This is a genomic window from Streptomyces sp. 2-1, assembly GCF_048564895.1.
In the GTDB taxonomy this organism is placed as follows: Bacteria; Actinomycetota; Actinomycetes; order Streptomycetales; family Streptomycetaceae; genus Streptomyces; species Streptomyces phaeochromogenes.
Genome location: NZ_CP183383.1, coordinates 5,196,342 through 5,216,697, shown reverse-complemented (window position 1 = coordinate 5,216,697; position 20,356 = coordinate 5,196,342). Strand labels below are relative to the sequence as shown.

The window sequence follows — 20,356 nt, the reverse complement described above, 5'->3', positions numbered from 1 at the left end:
CAGACTCGGGACCACACACCCGTACGGTCCTGGGACTACGCGCCCGTACGGTCCCGGGGGCGTCGTCCCAGCAGTTCGGCAAGGCCTCGTCGGGTGGCCGCGATGACGACGCGGTCCTCGGAGCCGAGCACGTAGGTGGGAGGCAGGTCCCAGACCAGGCCCGACGGGCGCTCGGGCGAGCCCGGGGCGGGAGCGGTGGCGGGGCCGGGCCGGCGTTCCTCGGGGGAGGCGCTGTCCAGGGCCAGCACCCGCCACGCTCCCGCGCGGAACGCCTCGGCGACCGTACGGCCCTCAAGGTGCGGATGCCCGGCGACGTCCAGGGCGGCGAAGAGCAGGACCCGGCGTTCGACCGGGATCGCGCCCAGGATCTGGCGGCCCATCATCGCTCCGGCGAAGGCGGGCGCGGCCAGATGGGAGACGCTGCGGCTGCGGGTGAGCGCGTGCGGGTGGGTGGCGCGCAGGGTGCGGTAGACGGCGGTGGCGAAGTCGTCGTCGTACAGCCGCAGCACGACGCGCAGATCGGGCCGCACCGACCTGGCGTACAGGGAGGCTTCCAGGTTGGTGGTGTCCGCGCTGGTCAGGGCGAGCAGGGCGTGCGCACGGTGGATCTTGGCGGCTTCCAGGACGCCTTCCTGGGTGACGTCACCGAGGACGACGGGCACGCGCAGCCGGCGTGCCAGCGCGAGCCCGCGTGCCTCGGGGTCGGCCTCGACGCACACGACGGGGATGTGGAGTTCGCGCAGACGGGCGAGGACACGTGTACCGATCTTGCCGAGCCCGAGGAGTACGACGTGGTCGGAGAGCCCGCGGGGCGGCTTCCGCAGCGCGGTCCCGCTGCGGAACGTACCGAGGCCCTCCAGCACGGCGGCGAGGAGCACGGGGAGCAGCAGCAACCCGACGAGACCGGAGAGGAGTTGGAGGATCTGGCGGCCGAGGGGTTCGTCGAGGGCGGGGTCGTTGATGGCGAAGAGATCGAGGAGGGTCAGATAGGTGGCGTGCAGCGGATGGTCGCCCGTCGTCGCCATGGACGCGACGGCGAGCGCCACCACACAGGCCACCAGGCCCGCGAGCGACCACCGCAGCCGCCGGGAGAACAGCCTGCCGAAGGGCAGGACACTGCGTCCGGCGGGAAGCGGCGGCCCGGAGTACGACACCGCCTCCAGGACGACGGTGCCGCGGCCGGTCGCAGCGGCCACGGAGCGTTCGTCGGGCAGGAGCCGAGGCCCGTGCTCACCGCTGCTCTCCGAACCGTCCGCGCCGGCCGGGTCGTTGGTGGTGGCCGAGAGCAGGGCCAGCGTGCACAGGCCCGGGTCGGCGACCTCCCCGGGGCCCGGGGGCTGCCGTTCCACGGCCCGGAGCATCAGCCCGTCGGTCTGTACGACCTTGCTGGTCCCGGCGACCGCGGTCGCCGCCAGCGCGGGTGCGGCGGTGTCGGCGTCGGAGAGAACGGTCGTGGAGGCGTCGAGGAGTACGGGCCCGGACGGACTGCCGTTCCCGTTGCCATTTCCTCCACCGTCTCCTGCGGCATTCGCTCCGGTGCCGACACCGGCGTCGGCCATACCCGCCATGGCCAGGGCGGAGGCCTGGTCGAGGAGGGCCTCGATGTGCTGGCCGAGGCGGCGGTTGTAGAGCCGGACGACCAGGCGCAGACGGGGGTTGAGGCGCCGGGCCATCAGTGCGGCGCGGATGTTCGTCTCGTCGTCGTCATGGACGAGCGCCAGTGCGGCGGCATGCTCGACACCGGCTTCGGCGAGTACGGCCTCGGTCAGGACGGCGGCCTCCAGCACCCGGGCGGGGCGGGGCTCCTCGGAGGTGGCGGACCGATTCGTCGAGGCGGTCCCCCGGGGAGACGTGGCTCCACGGGTCAGAGAGACGGTGGCCCGGCCTGCCACGCCCTCACCGGTGCCTCCGCTTCCGCTCCCGCCGGTGCTGTTGCCGCTTCCACCGCCGCCGATGCCGCCGTTGGCCGTCGCCCGGGTCACCGCCGCCGACACGCGGTCGAGCAGCGCCGAGGCACGGGCCCGCCCGACGACCGGCGGCCGTACGGTGCCCTCGGCGGACGGCACGACCAGCGTCACCCGTTCGCCGTAGACGCCACGCAACTCGGCCGCCAGCCGGTGCGCGAGGGCATCGTCCCCGCACACCACCATGTGCGCACCGCGATCGTCCGACCCGCTCTGATTAGGAAGGCTCGCCACAACAGCACAGAGTGCCTCACCGGTACGGACGGTTGCACAGGGGCCTGCCGCAAGGGAGTTGAGGCGGGGGTTCCGCGGGACACTGGCCGCCCGAACCGACCGTAGACCGAAGACCGTACTGCCAGAGGATGGTGACGAGTGATGCCCCAAGACGAGCCCGTACAGCCGGAGAAGCCCGAGGAGCCCGTGGAGTCGGTGAAGCCCGTGGAGCCGGTGGAGTCGGTGGGGACCACATCGGCGCAGCCGCCGGAGGGCGTTCCCATGGATGTCCTCGCGGAGGTGCCCAAGGGCAACCCGGCCGTCGCGCTGCTGGAGCGGCTGGCCGAGAAGCTGGGCGGGCGTGCCTCGGTGAGCGCCGTCTACGGCGAACCCGTGACGAGGAACGGCGTCACGGTCATCCCCGTCGCCAAGGTCGGGCTCGGCTTCGGGGTCGGTGTGGGCCGCGAGGCAGGCGCGGCCAAGACCGGCGAGGGAGGTGGCGGAGGTGGCGGCGCGGGCGCGAAGCCCATCGGATTCATCGAGATCCAGGAGGGCTTCGCCACGTACCGCCCGATCCGCGACCCCTGGGTCGATGTCTTCGTCCCGCTGGCGGTGGTCGCACTCGGCAGTGCGCTTCCCGGGATCATCGGGGCGCTGCGCCGCAGGAAGTGACGGCTCGGGCACGCCTTGGCCGGAAGGCGGGCGTGCCCTGGCCGGAACACGCGCACGCCCGGCCGGAACATCGGGATGAGAAGCTGTGCCGGAACGGGCGTACTGAAGGTGGAGGGCAACCCATCCAGGAAGCCCTTCCCTACCGGAGGTACCTCTCCCGTGACCACAACCGACACGGCACCGCCCAGGGTTGAGGACGCCGAGCCGAGCGAACCGCGGGGCTGGCAGTTCAACTCACCCCTCGTCCTGATCATGCTGCTGATCGTGGGGATCGTGCTTCAGGGCCCGATCCGCGGGGCGCTGTCCGCGCCGGTGATGCAGAGCTGGATGACCGTGTTCGTCGCGGTGATGGTGCAGGCGCTGCCCTTCCTCGTACTCGGAGTGCTGCTGTCGGCGGTCATCGCGGTGTTCGTCCCGCCGTCGTTCTTCGCCCGCGCGCTGCCGGGGCGGCCCGCTCTGGCGGTGCCGGTCGCGGGGATGGCCGGGGCGGTGCTGCCGGGCTGCGAGTGCGCGTCCGTGCCGGTGGCGGGGGCGTTGGTGCGCCGGGGTGTCACGCCCGCGGCGGCGCTGGCGTTCCTGCTGTCCGCGCCGGCGATCAACCCGATCGTGCTGACCGCGACGGCTGTCGCGTTCCCCGGAAAACCGCAGATGGTCGCGGCCCGTTTCGTGGCGAGCCTGCTGGTGGCCTGCACGATGGGCTGGCTGTGGCAACGGCTGGGCCGCGCCGACTGGTTGCGCCCGCCGGCCCGCCCGGCGTCCGACGGCCTCGGCAAGGGTGCGGCGTTCTGGGGATCCGTACGGCACGACGTGATGCACGCGGGCGGCTTCCTGGTGGTGGGCGCGATGGCCGCGGCCACGCTCAAGGCCGTGGTCCCGGAGGAGTGGCTGAGCCTCGCGGCCGACAACCCGGTGGTGTCGGTCCTCGCCCTGGCGGTCCTGGCCGTACTGCTCTCCATATGCTCCGAGGCGGACGCGTTCGTGGCGGCGTCCCTGACCCAGTTCTCGCTCACGGCCCGGCTGACGTTCCTGGTGGTCGGCCCGATGATCGACCTCAAGCTCTTTGCGATGCAGACGGCCACGTTCGGCCGCGAGTTCGCCCTGCGCTTCGCGCCCGCCACCTTCGCCCTGGCCGTCCTGGTCTCGGCCCTGGTCGGGGCGGTGCTCCTGTGAACCGCCAGGCCCAGGCAGCCGTCCTCTTCCTCACCGGCGGCGCGATCCTGCACGCCGCCCTCACCGACCTCTATCTGCGGTACGTCAAGGCCGGGTTGCAGCCGTTGCTGGTGGCGGCGGGGGTCGTCCTGATCGCCACGGCGGTCGCGACGGTCTGGTACGAGCGGCAGGCGGTGCGTGTGTCCGACGGGGACGACATAGTGGCTGAAGCCGCGGCCCGCACTGAAGCCCCGGCCCGTACTGAAGCCCTGGCACGCGCTGACGCCCCGGATCAAGTGGGCGCCCTGGCTCAAGTCGACGCCCCCGCCGACCTCCATGAGCACGCCCATACCGACGCCGACGCCGACACCCACCCCCACGCCCACCACGAACCCCGTATCTCCTGGCTCCTGGTCCTCCCCCTCCTCGCCCTCATCCTCGTGGCGCCGCCGGCACTGGGCTCGTACAGCGCGATGCGTACCGGCACGGCCCTGCAGAAGCAGCCCTGGGGCTTCGAGGACCTCCCCGCAGGCGAGACGGTCCGGCTGAACCTCGTCGACTACGCGGGCCGGGCGGCGTACGACCACGGCCGTTCCCTCAACCACCGGCACATCAAGATCGCCGGCCTGCTGGCCCTGGACCGCGACGGCACCCCGTACCTGGTCCGTATGGCACTCAGTTGCTGCGCCGCCGACGCCCAGCCGGTGAAGATCGGCCTGACCGGCCGGATCCCGCCCGTCCTGCGACCGGACAGCTGGCTGGAGGTCACCGGCACGTACACCGCCAAGCAGACCAAGGACCCGGTGAACGACGGCATCATCCCGTTCCTCGACGTCACCGAGGTGAAACCGGTCAAGGCGCCGCGGGACCCGTACGACGAGAGCTGGAACGGCTGACCCGGGCGCAGGCCGCCGACGCCACCGACTTCGCGGTGGAACCTGTCGATCCTCTGTCGATAGCCGGCGTACGGGGGGAGGGGTGCTCAAGTCTGGGCCAGGATGAGCGAGTTGAAGGCTCACCCACTCTTCCCGGAGGCCGCAACCATGCCCCGCAGTCACCCGCACCCGCACTCGCTCCCCCACCCTTCCCGACGCGCCCTCCTGGGCGGCGCCGCCCTCACCGCGTTCGCGGTGGCGACGGGCGCAGGCGCAGGTACGGCGAACGCAGCCACCGCCACCACTGGGCACGGCGGCGGCACATGGCCGACCGAGTTCCCGCTCCCCAACGGCTTCCTCCCCGAGGGCATAGCCATCGGCAGAAAGCCGTACGCGTACATGGGTTCGCGTGCCAACGGCGCCCTCTACCGCACGGACCTGCGGACCGGCGAGGGCAGGATCCTCTTCGCGGGCGGCACCGGCCTGATAGCCGTCGGCCTGAAGCTCGACCACGACGGCCTCCTGTACGTGGCCGGCAATACAGGTGTGGCCCGTACCCATGACTCACGCACGGGCGAAGTGGTCGCAACACACCAACTGACGGAACCGACCGGCCACTTCATCAACGACGTCACGCTCCTGGGCGACCGCGCCTGGTTCACCGACTCACGCGCCGCCGCGCTCTACGGAGTACCGCGAGGCCGAGCCGGAACCGTGAAAACCCTCCCCCTCACGGGCGACTGGGTCCAACTCCCCGACGTCAACAACGCGAACGGCATCGTCGGCACGCCCGACGGCCGCGCCCTGATCGTCGTCAAGAGCACCCCGGGCGAGCTCTACAACGTGAACCTCAGGACGGGCCACGCCACGAAGATCACCCTGATCGGGGCGGCCAACGTAGTCAACGGCGACGGCCTCTACCGAACAGGCCGAACCCTGTACGTGGTCCAGAACCGCCTGAACCTCATCAGCGTGTTCCACCTCAACGCCAAGGCCACGACAGCCACCCTGACCGGCACGATCACGGACCCCCGCTTCGACGTCCCCACCACCGCGGCCCGCTTCGGCAACCGCCTCTACCTCGTCAACGCCCGCTTCACCAGCCCGCAGACCCCGGAGACGACGTTCACGGGGGTGGCGGTCCCGATCTGACGCGGAGGGCTACGGCGCGATCGCAGGACGAGTACCCGTACGGGGCCGAGTACGAGGACGGGGCCGGGGACGGGGACGAGTACGGATGGGGCGCCAAGGCCCCTTTCCGGCAAGGGAATTCCGAAACTCTCCCGCCCGGATCCGGCGGGTGGGAGAGGGGGTCAGGCGGTGGCAGTGGTGGTGTCGTCGTAGGCCAGGTCGCCGCCCAGCTCGCGGGATGCCTGGGCCTGGGCGAGGAGTTCCCTGGCCTTGGCCTCGACGCCTTCGATGGCGTCGGCACCGGCGACGAAACGCAGCGGCGGCTCGGCCCGGTCGGCGATGTTCAGCAGGGCGCGGGCGAGCTTGGCGGGGTCGCCGGTCTGCTGCCCGTTCATGCTCTTCCAGGCCGCGATGGTGGCGGTGGTGCGCTCGGCGTAGTCGTCGATGGTCGGCTCGGGCCAGGTGGTGGAGGCGTCCACGAGCAACTCGGTGCGGAAGAAGCCGGGTTCGACGACGGTGGTGCGAATCCCGTACGGCTCGACGTCGTAGCGCAGCGACTCCATCCAGCCCTCCACACCGAACTTGGAGGCGGCGTACGCGACGCAGAACTCCTGCCCGATCAGACCGGCGGACGAGGAGAGCGTGATGACGTGGCCGGCGCGCTGCCTGCGCAGGACGGGCAGGACGGCGCGGGTGACGTTCATCGGACCGAAGAGGTTGGTCTCGATCTGCCGGCGCATCTGGTCGGGCGTGATCTCCTCGAAGTAGCCGGCGAAGAAGTTCCCGGCGTTGTTGATCAGCACGTCGATACGGCCGAAGCGGTCGACGGCGGCCTGCGCGGCGGCCTCGGCGTCCTCCGGGCTGGTGACGTCCAGCTTGGTGACCAGCAGATTGTCCTGCGGCCCGCCGAGAGTCTTCTCGACCTCTTCGGGGCGACGGCCGGTGGCGACGACCTGGTGACCTGCGGCGAGGGCCTCGCGTGCGATGTCGGTGCCGAGACCGCGTCCGGCGCCGGTGACGAGAATGACCTTGCTCATGGCTGGGTTCCTTTCAATTGGTGCGGTGATGAATTGGCGCGGTGATGAGGGGTGGGGTCGAGGAAGGGTGGGGCTGAGAAGGCGATCAGGCCTGATCGGTGGGCATGATCCACAGCTCGCCGACGGAGGCGTGGCGTGGCCGGGTGACCATGTACGCGACGCCGTCGGCGATGTCGTCGGGGGCGAGGACCTCGGTCTGCTCGAAGAAGGTGCCGATCGCTTCGCGGATCTCGGGCTTGTGGTCGTTGTGCGAGCCCAGCTCGGTGTCCACGCCGCCCGGCTCCAGGACACCGACGCGTACGTGCCGCTGGGTGACCTCCTGGCGAAGGGACTCGGTGAAGCCGTTCATGCCGAACTTGGTCAGGTTGTAGACGCCGTATCCGTTCCAGGCGACCCGGCCCGCGATCGAGCTGATGTTGACGACGTCGGCGACCCGGCGCGGCCCGTCCTCGGCGGCCCTGAGCAGGTGCGGGAGGGCGGCGCGGGTGGTGTAGAGCAGACCCTGGACGTTGACGGCGATCATCCGCTCCCACTCCTCGACGTCCGCGTCGACGACGGGCCCCAGGAGCATCAGACCCGCGTTGTTGACCACGATGTCCAGGCGTCCGAAGCGCTCGACGGTCCGCTGTACGGCGGCCTCGGCCTGGCCGCGGTCGGCGATGTCCGCCTCCACGACCAGCGCGGTGCCGCCCGTCTTCTCGATCTCGGCGGCGAGCTCTGTCAGACGGTCCTTACGGCGGGCCACGAGGACGACGGAGGCACCGTCCTCGGCGAGCCGACGGGCGGTGGCGGCCCCGATACCGCTGCTCGCACCGGTGACGAGAGCGATGGTGTGGGTCAGTTTCGTTGGCATGGGGGTGTCCTGTTCTTGCTTGGGTTCTCTGGGCGAGCGCGGCGTGGGGCCGGGGGACCGGACCTGTACGTACGGAGGGGCGCGGCGGGCGCAGGTCACGGCGGTGGCGAGCGCAGGTCACGGTGGTGACGGCGCAGGGGGCCGATACGGCGCGGAGGCGGGTGAAGTACGGTGCGGCGCTCCGCTGCTACGCGGCGGGCGCGACGGGTACGGCGCCCATCTGCTGGAGGATGCCGAGCATGTCGAGCTGGGCGCGCTCCTCGACGATCTTGCCGCCGGCCAGGCGGTAGAACGCCATGCTCTCGGCACGGATGGCCTTGCCGGTCGCCTCGACGCCGGCGAAGGGTCCCTGGTGGGTGCCGGTCATGACGTACCGGACGGCGACGGTGTCGCCCTCGGCCCGCATGTCCTCCGCCGTCCACTCGAGGTCGGGGATGGCCTTCATGTTGGCGGCGACGACGCCGAGGTAGGTGTCCCGGCCCTGCTGTGTCGTTCCGGCGAAGTGCATGACGATGTCCGGGCTGATGAATTTTCTGGCCAGCGCGGGATCGCCGGTGGGCAGGAACTCGCTGGTGAAGCGCTGCATGATGCGCTTGTTCGCCTGGGCGGTCCGGTGGCTCCACGATGCGGACTCGGCGGCGACGCGGGACGGCGACCGGGAGCCGGTTTCGGTGCTCGTGCTCTTGCTGGTGCCGGTGTTGCCGTGGACCGTGCCGACGGCGTCCGCGGCACCGGCCCCGAAGGCCGCGAGGCCGAGCGCTCCCAGCGCCGTGACGACGACGGCCCGCTTCTTGTATCGACGCATTGCCAGTCCCTTTATCTCGGGTGATCCGGGTGATCCGGGTGATCCGGGTGATCCGGGTGATCGGAGGGATCGGGGGATCGGAGGGATTCACACCGCCATATGCGGTGCATGCGGTGCATGCGGTGCATGCGGTGCATGCGGTGCACCACCAACAGAACCGGTTGTCACGGGAGGGTGGGAGTCCCTGCTGAGGGGGTCACTGAGAGGGACCCCCAGGCGCCGGGAAGCGCTCGTAGAGTGGAGAACATGGCAGGCAGAAACGACCCGTACGGCACTAATCGCGATGTCCGTGGCGATTTCCGCGCAGAGATCCGGGAATTCCTGGGCACGCGACGGGCCAGGGTCACCCCTGAGCAGGCCGGACTGCCCACGTACGGCGGCGACCGCCGACGGGTCACCGGTCTGCGCCGGGAGGAGGTGGCCCTGCTGGCGGGCATCTCCAGCGAGTACTACACGCGACTGGAACGCGGCAACGCCACCGGCGTCTCCGAGAGCGTCATCGACGGCATCGCACAGGCGCTGCAGCTCGACGAGGCCGAGCGAATCCACCTGCTCGACCTGCTGCGAGGGGCCGGCACGACCCGTCCGCCGCGCCGTCGGCCGGTTCAGCAGCGCGTCCGGCCCGCGGTACAACGCGTGCTCGACTCGATGACCGGCACACCCGCGTTCGTACTGAGCGGACGCCTGGACATCCTGGCGGCCAACGCCCTAGGGCGAGCGCTGTTCTCCCCGGTCTACGCGGCGCCCGCCGACTCCGCCGCCCCCGCCGACCCGGCACGCCCACCGAACAACGCCCGCTTCGTCTTCCTCGACCCGCACGCGACCGAGTTCTTCCGCGACTGGGACGAGGTCGCGAACGACACGGTCGCCATGCTGCGCGCCGAGGCCGGCCGCGACGCCTACGACCGGCGGCTGACGGACCTGATCGGGGAACTGTCCACCCGCAGCGAGGAGTTCCGCCGCCGTTGGGCAGCCCACAACGTCCGAATCCACACCACCGGCGCGAAGCGCCTCCACCACCCGGTGGTCGGAGACCTGGACCTCCCCTTCGAAACCTTCCCACTCGGCACGGACCCCAGCCAGCTCCTCCTCACCTACACCCCCGAGCCCGCTTCCCACTCCCAGGAGGCCCTCAACTTGCTGGCGAGCTGGTCTGCGACGAAGAACGACGACCTCGCGGATCCCGCGTCGACAGACACCCCCGCATCGACCGACGACTCCGAGCTGGCCGAGCCACGCGACTGATGTCCTGCGCGCTGCGCCCCGCCCTGGCTGCTGGCTGGGGCACATGGCCGTGATTGTTCGGCGAGTTGGCCGAACGTTACGTGGCACGCCGACAGCGTCGCTGGGACGCGGCACGGGCTGAGTACGAAGCCGTACGGCTACTGGAACGCGCTCCGCGACCGGCCGACCGTCCCTCGTTGTGTGCGCAGGACCTTCGAGATCCCTGCGCGCACGGCAGCTTCAGCCAGGGCGCCGGTAGTAACGGCCGAAAGGCCAAAGGCATCTGACGGAGGATCCTCGGCCGTGGCACGGCTCCCGTTCCTGGTGCCGATTGGCGTATGGGGCGGAGATAGATCACCAGGTTGGCCAGCAGGGAGGTGAACTTCACGTCCTTCTCCTGTTCGGCCGGGTCGCTATCCGTCACCGTGCTGTACTGGCCGAAGCTCACCCAGTCCGAGAAGCCGTCGAACGCCTCGACCGCCGGGCTGAACCTGCGACACGCACGCGTGGTCGCCCGCTGGGCTCATAACAGTGCAGTGATCGCTGGTGTCTTGGCGGCGTTCTTCGGTTCCTGGCCGTGATCAGAAGGGCAGCAGGCCGTGCGCAGGAAGCGCGGGAGCGGGCCGAGTCCGAGCTCGCGAAGGCTGCCGCGGCAGTGAGTGATGAGAGCCCGGTCAGGTAGGGCGATTGACGCGTCTGTCCTGGTCAGGATCCGGGGCTCGAAGCCGTGCGGGATGTCCCACTCCCGGGTCGGTGCCATCCCAGCTGCGGGCCCTTGAGGGGCGTGGGTCGGGTCACACCTTCTTGACGACGATCGTGTCCGGGACCAGCTTCTCCAGGTCGTCGACGTCCGAGGTGAAGACGGTGACCTGTCCCTTCTGCTGTCGCGCGATGACGGCGAGCACGGCGTCGATCGCGTACTTGTGGCCGTGCAGCTTGGCGTCGGCCAGGAGCCGGCGTGCCTGGCGGGCCTCGTCCTTCCCGATGTCGGCGACCTGGAGCCGGGACAGGACCCAGTCCCAGCGCTGTTCGGTCGTTCTGCCGTCATACGCCTCGACCAGGGTCATCGGCGACGTCAGCACTTCGGCCTCCCCTCGCGCTGCGAGGTCGAGCCAGGCGATCATCTTCCGATCACCGCGCACTGCCAGGGAGAGGGCTTCACAGTCCAGGACGAAGACACGTAGCGGCCTCTGCCCGTGCTCACCGGCTCGCTTCTTCACGCAGCCTCTCCGGCGTTGTGCTGTCCGGAGGTGCGGCGCCGCTCGTGTTCGGCGTCGAGATCCTCCAGCTCGTCGAGGGCTGCCACACGCTCGTCCTCAGTCACGGGGCCGTGTTCTTCCTGTAGCCAGTCGACCAGTTCCAGGAGCCGGTCCCGGTCGCGCTTGAAGCGCAGCGCCTCGGCGACGTACGCCGACAAGCCCCGCTCTGCCGCGTCCGCGCGGATCTCGTCCAGGAGATCCTCGGGGATCGTCACGGTCACCTTCTTTGTCGCCATACAGGAGACCATACTCTTGGTATCACGCTACGTACCAGTGAGGCGCGGCCGACGATTCGATGTTCAGGCTGCCGTGGCAGGGCGTGGGCTGCCGTGAAAGACCTGGCTGGTGTGCCAAGAGCGGTGGATCGTGGCGACGGGGTGGGCGCCCGGTTGAGGTCCGATGATTGGTCGGTCGGCGAGCGCGATGACGTGCTCGCGGGCGGCGGAGCTGTGGCCGATAAAGCGCTGGGAGACCAGGATGCGGTGGCCCTCGCCGGCACCGAGGACGCCCTTGTCGAAGAGCTTGTGGTGCAGCGAGCACAGGCACAGTCCGTTGTCGACGTCGTCCGGTCCGTCGAACGCCCACCAGCGCACGTGTGCGGCCTCCAGCCCGACCGGCACCGCGCCGATTCTGCCGTCGTAGCCGCAGAAGGCGCACTGATACTCGTAGGCCGTCAGGACCCGCTCCCGCATCCGCGGATCCCGCCGCCTCCGTGCGGTGGCCGAGAGCTGTCCGGTCTCCGCCGGCTCCAGCTCCAGGCCGACGGCTTCGCACAGATCGCCGTGGAGCGAAGGCGGGAAGTGCAGGTCGAGGAGGACCCGTGCCATCCGGCCGAGCAGCGCCGGCTCACGCCGCAGCGCTGCCCTCAGTTCCGGCGCCAGCCGTCCAGTGGCCCCCGCACCCCGCAACTCCCGCACCCCGCTGCCGGGGCTGCCCGGTCCGCGATCGGTGCGCACCTCCCACACGCCGTCGCTCACCAGGTGGTGGAACGGGTAGGCCGGAGTCGTCCTGTTCGGCGGACCGTACTCGGTCAGCAGCCGCTGCAGATCCTCCTCCACCGCGCTGTACCGCACTTCGCCGGCGGCATCCTGCTGGAACCGACCGAGGGCGTAGAGCAACAGCAACGGCTTGTGCGGAGCGCGGGTCCCGCTTCTGCTCCACTGCCTCAGCTTTGCGGTGCGCTCCAGCCAGTCCATGACCGGCGATCGTAGTCGCGCCTCGTCGACCAGCGATCTGCGCATGTGGAAAGCCTAACGAGTCGTGGCGAGGTGATTGCGACGTGTCGCAACCAGGTGGCGCCATCGTTCGCGGGTCCGTTGTTCTCCGTCGATCCACCGTGCTCGCGCGGTGTGCTCGGGAAGCGGAAGGCCGGCCATGAAGTGGGCGATGTCGACGTAGTAGGCGCGCACCCTCACAGGTCGAACAGGCTCTCCTGGAAGTTCTCGACGACATCCCGTCGCGGGTAGAACAGGCCTAGCAGCAGGAAAGTCTTGGGGCGGGCTGCGACGTTGCCCACGAAGCAGTGCACGGCCTTCTCCGGAGTGACCATCCGGTCGAACCAGCGCTCGCGGAGCTTCTCCTCCACGTCTTCCTTCCCGTACTGGCGAAGGAACTTGCGGTACGACTCGCCCGCCTCCCAGTCCCTTAGCCCCATGTTGTGACCGCCGCACTCCTTGTCCGCGCATCGGAAGCTGTACCGGAACTCAATTGGCACCCACTCCAGTTGGCGAAGGTCCTGAGCGAGGAGATCCAACTGATCAGCCAGGGCGGCCTTCGAAGCGGGCCAGGGTTCGGCAGGGGCGAAGCGGAAGCCAGTGAATTCCGCTGGGCGGAAGATGCCGAGCGACGTACCCCGCATCTGTTGATCTCGCTTAATGGCGCATAGGGACGGCGCCACGAGGGGCCGGATATGCGAGAAGCGTTCGCGCCAGCCGTCCGCTGACCCAAGGCGCTCGACAACCTTGAGAGTCTCCATGTTGGGGCGCAAGCTCTCGGGGCGACGGTCGCCGTGGTGCCGGTGCACGTCGACCTCAATGATTGAGTACTTGGCGAACTGGCTCTCTTCATGCAGCAACCGGAAAGGGACCGGGAAGAGCCGCACGTGCTCTGGCGCTCCCTGGTCGAGCCGTATGCCGGCCACGCAGCTTGTCTCGTGGTACTTCGTGGACAGTTCCGGATACGTCTTCACCGTGATCATGATCCGCGCGCGCTGCCGACTCCTCGATCCCATGATTGCCCCCTCGACTGATCTCCCGATCTGATAGGAGGAGAGGCATGGGCCACCGGCAAGAGCGCGTGCAGGAGCGAGAGATGAAGTCAGGCCAGGGGAATTACAGGCAAGGCTGCCTGTTTGCTGACCGTCTCTAGAACGACCTGGCGGTGGCAGCGGCTCTCGTCCTTCTCGAAGCACAGCACCGCGACCCGGGATTGCAGGGCGCGCTCGGCGAGGCGATCGAGATCGGACTGGGCCTCTGCAGACTGCAGCAGGCCACGGAAACGCGTCCGACCCAAGTCGACGCGGCCGTCCCAGAAGGGCTCCCGGTTGTCCTTGGGATTCCCCAGGCCACGCAGGTGGATGTACTCGATGTCGGCCTCGGCCAGGGCCTCCCCGAGCCGGGTCTTGCTGAAGCCCCTCTTGCGGCTGATCGGGGTGAGCCGTACGTCCGCCACGACATCGATACGGCTGTCGAGGAGCGAGGCTACGAACGAGTCGATGTCCCGGCCTTCGTACCCCGCGGACCAGAGGCCGGGAGAGTCCGGGACTGCCCGGAACAGGTCATCGAGGGAGACCGTAAGAGCCTCGGCGACCGCGCCAACGGTGAAGAAACCTGGCTGGATCGCTCCCCCGCTTTCCAAGCGGCCCAGCGTCCCGACGGCGATGCCCGCCTCCTTGGCCAGCCGGTCCCGCGTCCACCCGCGGTTCTCCCGTAATGCACGAACCCGCTGAGCGAGCGCGCGGGCGTGGGGAGGCGCTGAGCGAGGACCTGCCATGTGCGGTGTTCCTAACGACCGTTGGGGTGGCCCGCACGGGTGCTCCTGGTCAATTACGAGCCCTGGATTGGCGAACGCGCAGGTCCGAGGGCGCGCGAGCACCGCTCTTCCTGCGGCACTGGAGACTGCTCCTGGGAGAAGCCGACCAAGACCTTCTCCCAGATTTCTCCCAAGCGATCTCCAGGAACCACTCAGGGGCCCGACCCGCACTGCGGATCAGGCCCCTGACCTGGTACTTCACTGTCGGGGTGGCGGGATTTGAACCCACGACCTCTTCGTCCCGAACGAAGCGCGCTGCCAAGCTGCGCTACACCCCGATGTCGCTTCGAGCAGGCTACTTGCGTGAGCCATGTCCGTGGCGACGTCGTTTACTTTAGCCCACCGGTGGCCGGAGACGAAATCCGGTTTTCGGGGGGTCGGTGGCGGCGTGGGACGGGGCGGATGTGGTCGAGGGCGACGAGGAGGAGGGCCAGTGCGTAGCAGGCGAGGCCCAGGACGGTGGCGTTGCCGAGGACCTCTACGTAGCCGTGTCGGGAGACGTCCAGGAAGGGGTACGGGTAGCGGGCCTGGGTGCCGGCAGGCAGCAGCGCGCCCCGGGCCAGGGTGAAGGCCAGGTACGCGGCGGGCAGCACCAGCCACGTGGCCGCGCTGTGGAGACGCAGCGGGCCCGGGCGGGTCAGCAGGAACCAGTCCACTACGGCCATGACCGGGACCGCCGTGTGCAGGAGCTGGTTCGTGAGGGCCGGCCAGCCGGTGAGCGTCCCGGTGTCGCCCGTGATGGAGAGAGCGCTCGAACCGTTCGCCAGGATCACGTGCTGGACCAGGCCCGCGCCGACCGCGTACAGCATCGCGCCGGCGGTGACCGACGGCGGTAGCGGGCGGCGGGCCGTCCATGCCCGCCACGCCGAGGCGGTGAACACCGCGGCCACCACGACGCTGCTCAGGATCGTGAAGTGGCTCATGACCCGGGACGGGGTGCCCAGGACCAGCGCGAGCGTCACACCCGCGGCCGCCGTCAGCGCGACGAGGAGGCGGAAGACGGCGACCAGGGGGCGGCGGACGCGGGGGACCACCGCGTCCGCCGGGACGACGGGGACGATGGCGGCGGCGTTGGCGGCCACGCCTGGGAGGACGGGTATGTCCGGGATATCTGCGGGCAGAGGGGCGGTCATTCCCTCACGTTAAGCGGGTTGAGCAAAAGGGGCGAGATGGGTTGAACCGGTCGGGCGGTGCCGCTTTCCATGCCGCTACATGCCCCTGCGTGCCTCACTCGCCACCACGCACTCCACGCGTCAGCGCTCGCCCCCGCCATCCCCTGCGCGTCAGCGCTCGCCCCGCCGCCCAACCACAACCCCCGAAGCCCCTTCGGCCCCGCAACTCCAACCGCCCCGGGACCCCCTCGGCCCCGCAGCTCCCACGGCCTTGGGCCCCGGGCCGGAGCCCTCAGCCCCGCCCCACCAACGTGAGCAACGTAGCCTCCGGCGGGCACGCGAACCGTACGGGCGTGTAGCGGTTCGTGCCGCAGCCCGCCGACACGTGCATGTACGCCGTCCGCCCGGACTCCGTCTCCGTGTGTGTGGACAGGCCCTTCACCCGTTCCGTGTCCAGGTCGCAGTTGGTGATGAGGGCGCCGTAGAACGGGATGCACAGCTGGCCGCCGTGGGTGTGGCCCGCCAGGATCAGGGGGTAGCCGTCCGCGGTGAAGGCGTCCAGCGTGCGCAGGTACGGGGCGTGCACGATGCCCAGCGAGAGGTCGGCCGAGTCGGACGGGCCGCCGGCCACACGCGCGTAGCGGTCGCGCTTGATGTGCGGGTCGTCGAGCCCGGTCAGCTCGACCTCGAAGCCGTCGATCTTCAGCGAACCCCGGGCGTTCGTCAGGTTCAGCCAGCCCGCCGCGTCGAAGCCGTCGCGCAGCGGCTCCCACGGGTTGTGGATCACGCCGACGACGGGCGCGTTGCCGTTCAGCCCGTGCCTGCCCTGCGCCTTCTCGAGCAAGTAGCGGGCGGGGTTGCGGGGTTTGGGCCCGTAGTAGTCGTTCGAGCCGAAGACGTACGCGCCCGGGAACTCCATCAGCGGACCGAGGGCGTCCATCACCTCGGGCACGCCCTCCGGGTCCGACAGGTTGTCCCCGGTGTTGATGACGAAGTCGGGACGCAGCCCGGCCAGCGACCGCAGCCAGCGCTGCTTCTTGCGCTGGCCGCTCACCATGTGGATGTCGGAGACCTGGAGCACGCGCAGCGGTCGCATCCCGGGCGGCAGCACCGGGACCGTCACCCGTCGCAGACGGAAGGAGCGGGCTTCGAAACCCGCCGAGTAGAGCAGACCGGCGGCGCCAGCCGCCGCGATTCCCAGAGGTACTCCGTATCGCGCGCGCATGAGCCCATCGTGTCAGACCCCACACACTCGTAAGACCATCGGAGGACCGGCGGAGCGGCATCGAAGGGGCGCCGGAGAAGCATCGGAGGCGCGTCGAGGGGAGCGCCGGAAATCCATGGGCAGCGGTCGCACCACACCTGCGACAATCACCCCATGACCACGCTCAAGTCGAAGCTGCAGGCAGACCTCAACGCCGCGATCAAGGAGCGCGACGAGCTCCGCTCCTCGACGCTCCGGCTGACCCTCGCCGCCATCCAGAAGGAGGAGGTCGCGGGCACGTCGAAGCGCGAGCTCTCCGACGACGAGGTGCAGAAGGTGATCGCCAAGGAGGCGAAGAAGCGCCGCGAGGCGGCCGAGGCCTTCGCGCAGGGTGGCCGCGCGGAGTCGGCCGAGCGCGAGAAGGCGGAGGGCGTGGTCCTCGCCGAGTACCTGCCCAAGCAGCTCTCCGACGACGAGCTCCAGCAGATCGTCGCGCAGGCGGTCGAGGAGGCGAAGGCCGCCGGTGCCGAGGGTCCGCGCGCCATGGGCCAGGTCATGAAGATCGTGAACCCGAAGGTGGCGGGCCTGGCCGAGGGCGGCCGTGTCGCCGGGGTGGTCAAGAAGCTGCTCGCGGGCTGAGCAACTGCTGACGGGCTGCTGAGTCGGGGCCGCCGAGACGGCCCCGACCATCCCCGCACGCCGCACGCCGGTACGTGGATGGGGGCGCCCCTTGTCACAAGGGGCGCCCCCATCCACGTAACTACGGACTACGAACTACGGCCTACGGGAAGTTCCCACCATTCCCGTTCCCGCCGCCATTGTCGTTCCCGTTGATCGTCCACTCCTCGGGGATCGAGATGGTCGGATTGGGGAACTGCGGGTTGCCGTTTCCGCCGTTGTTGCCGTCACCGTTGTCACCGTCGTTCCCGCCGTTGCCCCCGTTGTTGCCGTCCTCGTCACCGTCGTCGTCCTCGTCGCCGCGGCCGTCGTCCTTGCCGGTGTCGCCGCGCGGGATGTTGACGAGGTTGAACTGGGGTGCGTCCTTGCCCTCCAGGGCCCCGGCCATCATGTCGCGCCAGATCGGTCCGGGGACCTTGCCGCCGAAGACCTTCTCGTACGGGACGCCGCCGATGGTGATGTTGGTCATCCGCCGCTTGTGGGCCGGGTCGCCGACCCAGACCGCGCCGGCCATGTTCGGGGTGTAGCCCACGAACCAGGCCGCGTAGCGCTCGTCCGTCGTACCGGTCTTGCCCGCGCTCGCCCGGCTGTCGAGGCCCGCCTCGGAACCCGTACCGTCCTCGACCACGCCCTTGAGGAGCGTGTTGATCGTGTCGGCGGTGTTCTCGGACATCGCGCGTGAGCACGTCGACTTCGGCACCGGCAGGGACTTCTTCTGGCCGCCGACGGTCTGGCGGATCGACTCGATGGCGATCGGTGAGCAGTACGTGCCCCGCGTGGCGAAGGTCGCGTACGCGCTCGCCATCGTCAGCGGGGACATCTCCTGCGTGCCGAGCGCGATCGACGGGGCCTGGTTCATCTTCTTGCCGTCGGCGCGCTCGACGCCCATCTTGCCCGCCATGTCGGTCACGGGGCAGATGCCGATGTCGCTGATCAGCTGGATGTAGTACGTGTTGACCGACTTCGCGGTCGCGTCCTGCATGTCGTACGGGCCGACCTCGGTCTCGTTCTCGTTGGCGACCGGGACGCCCTTCTCGTTCCAGCTCTTGCCGTCACAGGCCGAGACCGGGCTCGGGTAGTCCATCTCGTACGGCGACGAGTACACCTGGTTCGCCGGCTTGCCGCCCTCGATGGCCGCCGCGGCCACGATCGGCTTGAACGTCGAACCGGGCTGGTAGCCCGCGCCGCCGCCCATGTTCGCGTCCACGGACAGGTTCATCTGCGTCTCGTTCTTGCCGAAGCCGTACGGACGCGACTGGCCCATCGCGAGGATCTTGCCGGTGCCGGGCTCGACGATGGTGGCGGCGGTCGCCACGTCGTCGCTCTTGTAGACGTGGTCCTTGATCGAGGCCTGCGCCGACTCCTGGGACTGCGGGTCGAGCGTCGTCCTGATCGTCAGGCCGCCCTGGTTCCAGATCTTGGCCCGGGCCTTCTGGGTCTTGCCGAAGACCGGGTCGTTCAGGAAGACCTCGCGGACGTAGTCACAGAAGAAGCCGGCGCCCTTGACCGCGGTGATGCAGCCGTTCTTGGGCTTGCTGACCTTCAGGCCGAGCGGCTTCTTCTTGGCCTTGTCGGCCTCCGCCTGGGAGATGTCGTGGACGTCGGCCATCCGCTGCAGCACGGTGTTGCGCCGCTTGACGGCCTCCTCCTCGTCGTTGACCGGGTCGTACCGGCTCGGCGACTGGACGATGCCGGCGAGCAGCGCGGCCTCCTCCACCTTCAGGTCCTTGGCGGACTTGGAGAAGTACCGCTGGGCCGCGGCCTCGACCCCGTACGCCTGCTGACCGAAGAACGTGATGTTCAGGTAGTTCTCGAGGATCTTCTTCTTGCCGAGCTCCTCCTCGACCTGGATCGCGAACTTCAGCTCGCGGACCTTCCGGCCGAGGGTCTGCTGGGTGGCCTGGGCGACGAGATCCGCGTCGTTGCCGGCCTCCTCCACGAAGACGTTCTTCACGTACTGCTGCGTGAGCGTGGAGGCGCCCTCGGAGACGCCACCGCTCTGCGCGTTCTTGTTGAGCGCCCGCAGGACGCCCTTGAGGTCGACCGCGCCGTGCTCGTAGAACCGCGCGTCCTCGATCGCGACGATCGCCTTCTGCATGTACGGCGAGATGTCCTTGAGGTCGACCACCGTGCGGTCACGGGAGTAGACCGTGGCGATCTGGCCGCCCTTGCTGTCCAGGATCGTCGTGCGCTGGCTCAGCGGTGGCCGCTTCAGGTTGGTGGGGATCTCGTCGAACCCCTCGACCGAACCCTTGGCCGCGAGACCGAGCGCGCCGAACGCCGGCACGGCGATTCCGGCCATGACGGCTCCCGCGAGCACACTGACACCGAGGAACTTGGCGGCCTGCTGCGTTGGCGACAGACCACCGCCCGAGCGCTTCTTTGGCATGAGGGCAGCCTACGTTCTCATTCGCCGGACACACGTATAGGCCTTGGCCTAAGCTGCTCTCAACTGTCACAGCAGTAGGGCTACGTATCAATACGTCCGGCGACCCCGAATCGTTTCGGTCGGCACTCAACTTTTTTGTTGAGCACGTGCCCGAATCCGCCTCATGTGTCAGTTGGTGTCCGATGTGACGCAACTCAACTGTCCCGGTTTGCCGGGAAGGTCACGGATGTCGCCGGGTCACTCCGTTGGGTGATCTGTCGCGTACCCATAGTCCATTCGGGCCATTCAAGATTGGGCCCGAAGGGGCTGGTTGACTGTGCCCACCTTCCGTAACGTCCTCAACTGGCGGCGGTGAATATGCCGCTGCCGCCGTGGGGGAGCCTCGATTCGGGAGAGGACGGCGCCGGTATGGGCTGGGTAACCGACTGGAGTGCGCAGGCGGCCTGCCGCACTACCGATCCGGATGAACTGTTCGTTCAAGGAGCAGCGCAGAACAGGGCCAAGGCAGTGTGCACCGGGTGTCCGGTACGCACGGAGTGCCTGGCCGACGCGCTGGACAACCGCGTCGAGTTCGGCGTGTGGGGAGGAATGACGGAGCGGGAGCGCCGCGCACTGCTGCGCAGGCGGCCCACCGTCACCTCTTGGCGCAGGCTGCTCGAAACCGCGCGTACCGAGTACGAGCGAGGGGCGGGCATTCTGCCTCTCGACGAGGAAGAGGTGTACGAGAACTACGCGGCGGTGGGCTGACAGCCTCTCCGCAC

The 20,356-nt window shown here is 69.4% G+C and carries 20 protein-coding genes and 1 tRNA gene; 8 read left to right on the top strand and 13 right to left on the bottom strand.

What is annotated here, in order from left to right:
* Nucleotides 1-35: 35 nt before the first annotated feature.
* Nucleotides 36-2,150 (bottom strand): NAD-binding protein, encoded by a 2,115-nt coding sequence (locus tag ACN20J_RS22905; RefSeq protein WP_419666658.1) that lies wholly within the window; start codon nucleotides 2,148-2,150, stop codon nucleotides 36-38.
* A gap of 189 nt (nucleotides 2,151-2,339) precedes the next feature.
* Between ACN20J_RS22905 and ACN20J_RS22900 the strand changes: the two genes are divergently transcribed.
* The 4 genes from ACN20J_RS22900 to ACN20J_RS22885 all read left to right on the top strand — a co-directional run bounded on the left by ACN20J_RS22900 (nucleotide 2,340) and on the right by ACN20J_RS22885 (nucleotide 6,025).
* A complete protein-coding gene (locus ACN20J_RS22900; protein ID WP_419666657.1) occupies nucleotides 2,340-2,849 on the top strand; it encodes a spore germination protein GerW family protein in 510 nt (169 codons plus the stop codon).
* Between the two features lie 159 nt (nucleotides 2,850-3,008).
* A complete protein-coding gene (locus ACN20J_RS22895) occupies nucleotides 3,009-4,019 on the top strand; it encodes a permease (RefSeq protein ID WP_246575421.1) in 1,011 nt (336 codons plus the stop codon).
* The gene (locus tag ACN20J_RS22890; RefSeq protein ID WP_419666656.1) at nucleotides 4,016-4,894 is read left to right on the top strand and encodes a TIGR03943 family putative permease subunit; all 879 of its coding nucleotides are present in this window, start codon (nucleotides 4,016-4,018) and stop codon (nucleotides 4,892-4,894) included. Before ACN20J_RS22895 ends, ACN20J_RS22890 begins: the two co-directional genes overlap by 4 nt.
* A 147-nt stretch (nucleotides 4,895-5,041) precedes the next feature.
* A complete protein-coding gene (locus ACN20J_RS22885; protein ID WP_419666655.1) occupies nucleotides 5,042-6,025 on the top strand; it encodes an SMP-30/gluconolactonase/LRE family protein in 984 nt (327 codons plus the stop codon).
* Between the two features lie 161 nt (nucleotides 6,026-6,186).
* Here ACN20J_RS22885 and ACN20J_RS22880 read toward each other — a convergent pair whose 3' ends face one another.
* The 3 genes from ACN20J_RS22880 to ACN20J_RS22870 form a co-directional block, all read right to left on the bottom strand.
* Complete coding sequence (locus ACN20J_RS22880) at nucleotides 6,187-7,041, bottom strand: SDR family oxidoreductase (protein ID WP_419666654.1); 855 nt, start codon at nucleotides 7,039-7,041, stop codon at nucleotides 6,187-6,189.
* A gap of 85 nt (nucleotides 7,042-7,126) precedes the next feature.
* Nucleotides 7,127-7,894, bottom strand: a complete 768-nt coding sequence (locus ACN20J_RS22875) for an SDR family NAD(P)-dependent oxidoreductase (RefSeq protein ID WP_419666653.1) — start codon at nucleotides 7,892-7,894, stop codon at nucleotides 7,127-7,129.
* 187 nt (nucleotides 7,895-8,081) lie between these two features.
* Entirely contained in the window at nucleotides 8,082-8,699 is a 618-nt protein-coding gene (locus ACN20J_RS22870; protein ID WP_419666652.1) for an ester cyclase, read from the bottom strand.
* A gap of 246 nt (nucleotides 8,700-8,945) precedes the next feature.
* Between ACN20J_RS22870 and ACN20J_RS22865 the strand changes: the two genes are divergently transcribed.
* Nucleotides 8,946-9,944, top strand: a complete 999-nt coding sequence (locus ACN20J_RS22865; protein WP_419666651.1) for a helix-turn-helix transcriptional regulator — start codon at nucleotides 8,946-8,948, stop codon at nucleotides 9,942-9,944.
* A 356-nt stretch (nucleotides 9,945-10,300) separates the two neighbouring features.
* Nucleotides 10,301-10,504 (top strand): hypothetical protein, encoded by a 204-nt coding sequence (locus ACN20J_RS22860; protein WP_419666650.1) that lies wholly within the window; start codon nucleotides 10,301-10,303, stop codon nucleotides 10,502-10,504.
* A gap of 213 nt (nucleotides 10,505-10,717) precedes the next feature.
* Here ACN20J_RS22860 and ACN20J_RS22855 read toward each other — a convergent pair whose 3' ends face one another.
* The 8 genes from ACN20J_RS22855 to ACN20J_RS22820 all read right to left on the bottom strand — a co-directional run bounded on the left by ACN20J_RS22855 (nucleotide 10,718) and on the right by ACN20J_RS22820 (nucleotide 16,549).
* Nucleotides 10,718-11,143: a PIN domain-containing protein gene (locus ACN20J_RS22855; RefSeq protein WP_189843237.1), complete on the bottom strand. Its 426-nt coding sequence runs from the start codon at nucleotides 11,141-11,143 to the stop codon at nucleotides 10,718-10,720.
* Nucleotides 11,140-11,418, bottom strand: coding sequence for a CopG family transcriptional regulator (locus ACN20J_RS22850; RefSeq protein ID WP_037735482.1), 279 nt, complete (start codon nucleotides 11,416-11,418; stop codon nucleotides 11,140-11,142). The genes ACN20J_RS22855 and ACN20J_RS22850 overlap by 4 nt, the downstream gene beginning before the upstream one ends.
* Nucleotides 11,419-11,481: 63 nt before the next feature.
* Nucleotides 11,482-12,378: a phosphorothioated DNA-binding restriction endonuclease gene (locus ACN20J_RS22845; RefSeq protein ID WP_419668930.1), complete on the bottom strand. Its 897-nt coding sequence runs from the start codon at nucleotides 12,376-12,378 to the stop codon at nucleotides 11,482-11,484.
* 215 nt (nucleotides 12,379-12,593) lie between these two features.
* Nucleotides 12,594-13,379, bottom strand: coding sequence for a hypothetical protein (locus ACN20J_RS22840; RefSeq protein ID WP_419668929.1), 786 nt, complete (start codon nucleotides 13,377-13,379; stop codon nucleotides 12,594-12,596).
* Between the two features lie 119 nt (nucleotides 13,380-13,498).
* Entirely contained in the window at nucleotides 13,499-14,173 is a 675-nt protein-coding gene (locus ACN20J_RS22835; protein ID WP_189843236.1) for a DUF488 family protein, read from the bottom strand.
* Between the two features lie 243 nt (nucleotides 14,174-14,416).
* Nucleotides 14,417-14,490, bottom strand: a tRNA-Pro gene (locus ACN20J_RS22830).
* Nucleotides 14,491-14,541: 51 nt separating this feature from the next.
* Complete coding sequence (locus ACN20J_RS22825) at nucleotides 14,542-15,345, bottom strand: Pr6Pr family membrane protein (RefSeq protein WP_419666649.1); 804 nt, start codon at nucleotides 15,343-15,345, stop codon at nucleotides 14,542-14,544.
* A gap of 271 nt (nucleotides 15,346-15,616) precedes the next feature.
* Entirely contained in the window at nucleotides 15,617-16,549 is a 933-nt protein-coding gene (locus ACN20J_RS22820; protein ID WP_055617053.1) for a metallophosphoesterase, read from the bottom strand.
* Nucleotides 16,550-16,702: 153 nt separating this feature from the next.
* On the opposite strand from ACN20J_RS22820, the gene ACN20J_RS22815 reads away from it, so the two are divergent.
* The gene (locus tag ACN20J_RS22815; RefSeq protein ID WP_055617054.1) at nucleotides 16,703-17,167 is read left to right on the top strand and encodes a GatB/YqeY domain-containing protein; all 465 of its coding nucleotides are present in this window, start codon (nucleotides 16,703-16,705) and stop codon (nucleotides 17,165-17,167) included.
* A 142-nt stretch (nucleotides 17,168-17,309) separates the two neighbouring features.
* Here ACN20J_RS22815 and ACN20J_RS22810 read toward each other — a convergent pair whose 3' ends face one another.
* Nucleotides 17,310-19,595 (bottom strand): transglycosylase domain-containing protein, encoded by a 2,286-nt coding sequence (locus ACN20J_RS22810; RefSeq protein ID WP_419666648.1) that lies wholly within the window; start codon nucleotides 19,593-19,595, stop codon nucleotides 17,310-17,312.
* 408 nt (nucleotides 19,596-20,003) lie between these two features.
* Here ACN20J_RS22810 and wblA point away from each other — a divergent pair, with 408 nt between their 5' ends.
* Nucleotides 20,004-20,342 carry a transcriptional regulator WblA gene (gene wblA, locus ACN20J_RS22805; RefSeq protein WP_055515737.1) on the top strand — a complete coding sequence of 113 codons (339 nt, stop codon included), beginning with the start codon at nucleotides 20,004-20,006 and terminating at the stop codon, nucleotides 20,340-20,342.
* Nucleotides 20,343-20,356 lie beyond the last annotated feature (14 nt).

Coding starts and splice junctions, on each gene's coding strand:
- ACN20J_RS22905 (WP_419666658.1), bottom strand. CDS start 2,150: ATGGTGGTGTGCGGGGACGATGCCCTCGCGCACCGGCTGGCGGCCGAG.
- ACN20J_RS22900 (WP_419666657.1), top strand. CDS start 2,340: ATGCCCCAAGACGAGCCCGTACAGCCGGAGAAGCCCGAGGAGCCCGTG.
- ACN20J_RS22885 (WP_419666655.1), top strand. CDS start 5,042: ATGCCCCGCAGTCACCCGCACCCGCACTCGCTCCCCCACCCTTCCCGA.
- ACN20J_RS22880 (WP_419666654.1), bottom strand. CDS start 7,041: ATGAGCAAGGTCATTCTCGTCACCGGCGCCGGACGCGGTCTCGGCACC.
- ACN20J_RS22875 (WP_419666653.1), bottom strand. CDS start 7,894: ATGCCAACGAAACTGACCCACACCATCGCTCTCGTCACCGGTGCGAGC.
- ACN20J_RS22870 (WP_419666652.1), bottom strand. CDS start 8,699: ATGCGTCGATACAAGAAGCGGGCCGTCGTCGTCACGGCGCTGGGAGCG.
- ACN20J_RS22865 (WP_419666651.1), top strand. CDS start 8,946: ATGGCAGGCAGAAACGACCCGTACGGCACTAATCGCGATGTCCGTGGC.
- ACN20J_RS22850 (WP_037735482.1), bottom strand. CDS start 11,418: ATGGCGACAAAGAAGGTGACCGTGACGATCCCCGAGGATCTCCTGGAC.
- ACN20J_RS22845 (WP_419668930.1), bottom strand. CDS start 12,378: ATGGACTGGCTGGAGCGCACCGCAAAGCTGAGGCAGTGGAGCAGAAGC.
- ACN20J_RS22840 (WP_419668929.1), bottom strand. CDS start 13,379: ATGATCACGGTGAAGACGTATCCGGAACTGTCCACGAAGTACCACGAG.
- ACN20J_RS22835 (WP_189843236.1), bottom strand. CDS start 14,173: ATGGCAGGTCCTCGCTCAGCGCCTCCCCACGCCCGCGCGCTCGCTCAG.
- ACN20J_RS22825 (WP_419666649.1), bottom strand. CDS start 15,345: ATGACCGCCCCTCTGCCCGCAGATATCCCGGACATACCCGTCCTCCCA.
- ACN20J_RS22820 (WP_055617053.1), bottom strand. CDS start 16,549: ATGCGCGCGCGATACGGAGTACCTCTGGGAATCGCGGCGGCTGGCGCC.
- ACN20J_RS22815 (WP_055617054.1), top strand. CDS start 16,703: ATGACCACGCTCAAGTCGAAGCTGCAGGCAGACCTCAACGCCGCGATC.
- ACN20J_RS22810 (WP_419666648.1), bottom strand. CDS start 19,595: ATGCCAAAGAAGCGCTCGGGCGGTGGTCTGTCGCCAACGCAGCAGGCC.
- wblA (WP_055515737.1), top strand. CDS start 20,004: ATGGGCTGGGTAACCGACTGGAGTGCGCAGGCGGCCTGCCGCACTACC.